The sequence below is a fragment of the Aeromonas sp. QDB20 genome, assembly GCF_027707805.1.
GTDB lineage: Bacteria > Pseudomonadota > Gammaproteobacteria > Enterobacterales > Aeromonadaceae > Aeromonas > Aeromonas dhakensis.
The window spans coordinates 1-3,040 of sequence record NZ_JAPCJC010000045.1; the positions used below are offsets into that span (position 1 = coordinate 1).

4 protein-coding genes and 1 pseudogene are annotated in these 3,040 nt (G+C 38.0%); 3 read left to right on the top strand and 2 right to left on the bottom strand.

The features are described 5' to 3' along the window. Window positions 1-145, top strand: a pseudogene (locus PG897_RS22385) (IS4 family transposase); the annotation flags it as partial. 9 nt (window positions 146-154) lie between these two features. Here the strand turns inward: PG897_RS22385 and PG897_RS22390 are convergent. Together PG897_RS22390 and gltS are read right to left on the bottom strand one after the other, a co-directional pair. Continuing rightward, the gene (locus tag PG897_RS22390) at window positions 155-280 is read right to left on the bottom strand and encodes a LysR family transcriptional regulator (protein WP_001303004.1); all 126 of its coding nucleotides are present in this window, start codon (window positions 278-280) and stop codon (window positions 155-157) included. Between the two features lie 230 nt (window positions 281-510). Beyond that, window positions 511-1,716 (bottom strand): sodium/glutamate symporter, encoded by a 1,206-nt coding sequence (gltS, locus tag PG897_RS22395; RefSeq protein ID WP_000599533.1) that lies wholly within the window; start codon window positions 1,714-1,716, stop codon window positions 511-513. Window positions 1,717-2,159: 443 nt separating this feature from the next. Between gltS and PG897_RS22400 the strand changes: the two genes are divergently transcribed. Next, window positions 2,160-2,480: an antibiotic biosynthesis monooxygenase family protein gene (locus PG897_RS22400; RefSeq protein ID WP_000562370.1), complete on the top strand. Its 321-nt coding sequence runs from the start codon at window positions 2,160-2,162 to the stop codon at window positions 2,478-2,480. Next, on the top strand, window positions 2,473-2,859 hold the full coding sequence (locus PG897_RS22405; RefSeq protein ID WP_000460651.1) for a hypothetical protein: 387 nt from the start codon (window positions 2,473-2,475) through the stop codon (window positions 2,857-2,859). The genes PG897_RS22400 and PG897_RS22405 overlap by 8 nt, the downstream gene beginning before the upstream one ends. Window positions 2,860-3,040: the final 181 nt, after the last annotated feature.

The window sequence follows — 3,040 nt, forward strand, 5'->3', positions numbered from 1 at the left end:
TCGAAACGTACTCTCAACAGTTCGCTTAGGCATGGAAGTTTTGCGGCATTCTGGCTACACAATAACAAGGGAAGACTCACTCGTGGCTGCAACCCTGCTTACTCAAAATCTATTCACACATGGTTACGTTTTGGGGAAATTATGAGGGGATCTCTCAGTGCTCAGCATGTTTGAGTGCTTTACTCGCCGCGGGTTGAGAAATATGTAAAACTTCAGCCGCACGCGTTAAGGAACCACAAGTCATTACAGCATAAAAGATATCGAGATGTCTTAATTTCATTCCATGTAGCCTACTGATTATTTATTTCTACGGACTATTCTAACGAATAAAGTATAAATAATCAGATATACTCGTCATAATTCAAATTTTGGTTTAGTTGTCACGAGAATTAATTCGTAAACGTGCAAGCTAAATAGATTGACTAGGGGAATATACGGGGTAAGAAAGCGGCTCGGCATACTGCCCTATAATAAATTGTTAGGAGAAGTACGCCGAGTAGTGTGTAGCTATTAGGTAAAGTATGTACCAATTTCAATAAATATTTTAATTAAGATACTGTTTGAAATATCAACAATAAAGGCACCGACCATAGGAACGACAAGGAAAGCTTTATGTGATGGTCCAAATGCTTTTGTGACTGTTTGCATATTCGCAATTGCTGTTGGTGTTGCTCCCATACCAAAGCCACAGTGACCCGCGCTGATCACGACAGCATCATAATCTTTGCCCATCATTTTGAAGGTGACAAAGCAGGCAAATAGCACCATGACAACAGTTTGTACAGCAATGATAATTAATACTGGCCCTGCCATGCTTGCCAATTGACCAAATTTTAATGACATTAACGCCATTGCCAAGAAAAGCGATAAAGCAACGCTACCTAATACATCGACGGTCGGCTCAAACACTTCGTGTTTAAATACATGAGTCAGTGTATTACGGATAATAATACCGACAAATAAACACCAGACAAAAGTAGGCAGTTGCAGAAAAGTATCTTTAAACAATGCACTGATATAGCCACCAACAACAATACAGATAATCAGCATTGAAATGGTTTCAATAACGTTATTTGCATTGATTTTTCTTTTGACGCTTGGTTGCTCAAAAGCTTCAACGATAGTGTCGCGCTCTTGCTCGGTTGTTTTAGGAATAGAGACCTTTTTCAAAAGATGACGGGCAACAGGGCCGCCAACTAAACCACCCAACACTAATCCAAGTGTTGCACAAGCCATCGCTAATTCAACGGCGCCTGTTACACCATATTTATCAGCGAGAATAGGGCCCCATGCTCCGGCATTACCATGACCACCTGTTAGAGTAATTGAACCTGCAATTAAGCCAATAAATGGACTTTCATTCATCATGACAGCCATACTCATGCCGACAGTATTTTGAATGGCGATTAGGATCGTTACTGCAATAGTTAATAGAACTAACGGCTTTCCTCCTTTAATCAGTCGAGAAAAGTCAGAACTTAGCCCGATAGAGGAAAAGAATGTGAGCATTAATAAACTTTGCAATGAAGCATCAAAAGTAAACGAATAACCTGATGTTTTATCAATAATTAACAGAACAATTGCAACAATAAAGCCACCAACGACGGCTTCTGGTATGTGGTTTTTTTGTAGGAACGGGGTAAATTTTACGACAAACATTCCTATGAGTAGCGCGATACATGCGACTAATAATGTATAACTGGCATCTAGGATCATTTTTTTACCTCTATTAGTTTACCAGAATTTTCACTATAACAATTTAACAATAGTGAAAAATGAAGTTACTTTGGTTAACTAATCTTTAACAATGAGTTTTATTAGGGTATCCATAACTTTTAGTTAATAGGGTCATAATTTTAGTGTGATCTTAATCATGAAATATTAAAAAGATTAAAATAACAACAATGGTATTTAATGATGGGTAAACCTAAATACCATGCGGGATCCGCACTATTTTCGGTGATAGCAAAAAATAAAAAAGTATAAATAATAAACAAAATTATAAGAGAAGGAGAACATGATAAGCGCAGGCCGAGCAATTTAAAGAAGTGTGATATACAACATAAAACAGCAGCATGACCTTTCTATATTTCGTTGCTTATCGAAGTGTTAATTTTCGGGTGGATTACTCTGTTTGTTGATTAATAACGGAGAAAAATATGATTGCTGTAATATTTGAGGTGCAAATACAACCCGACCAACAAACTCGCTATTTGACTTTAGCTGAGGAGTTAAGACCACTATTAAGTCATGTAGCTGGTTTTATTTCAATTGAACGTTTTCAAAGTCTAGCTACAGAAGGAAAAATGTTATCGCTATCTTGGTGGGAAAACGAATACGCAGTTCTGCAATGGAAAAATCATGTTTTACATGCGAAAGCTCAACAAGAAGGGCGAGAGTCAATATTTGATTTTTACAAAATTAGTATTGCTCATATTACTCGCGAATATTCATTTAAAAAGGACAAGGATAATGTTTGATGTTCACGTTGTTTTAGATAATCAAATAGGACAATTAGCATTACTAGGAAAAACATTAGGTAATAAAGGTATTGGATTGGAAGGGGGAGGGATATTTACGGTTGGTGATGAATGCCATGCTCATTTTCTTGTTGAACAAGGAAAGGAAGCTAAAATAGCGCTAGAGCAAGCTGGACTGTTAGTACTTGCGATCCGGACACCATTAATTCGTAAGTTAAAACAGGAAAAACCGGGGGAACTTGGCGAAATAGCACGAGTATTGGCGGAGAATAACATTAATATTTTAGTGCAATACAGTGACCATGCTAACCAACTGATATTAATAACGGACAATGATAGTATGGCTGCATCTGTTACGCTCCCTTGGGCAATAAAGTGAACTTGCGATGGCTAATTTAATACGAAAAGAGGTTACCTTTGAGTCCTCAATAGCCGCGATAGGGGCGGCTATGTCTGACATTTCACGAGTTAAAATACTCAGTGCTTCGGGAATTCAGATAATAAGTGCGACACTCATGGATGAATGGCGAGAGGTGGCCAACTGCTGATTGGTGGTACCC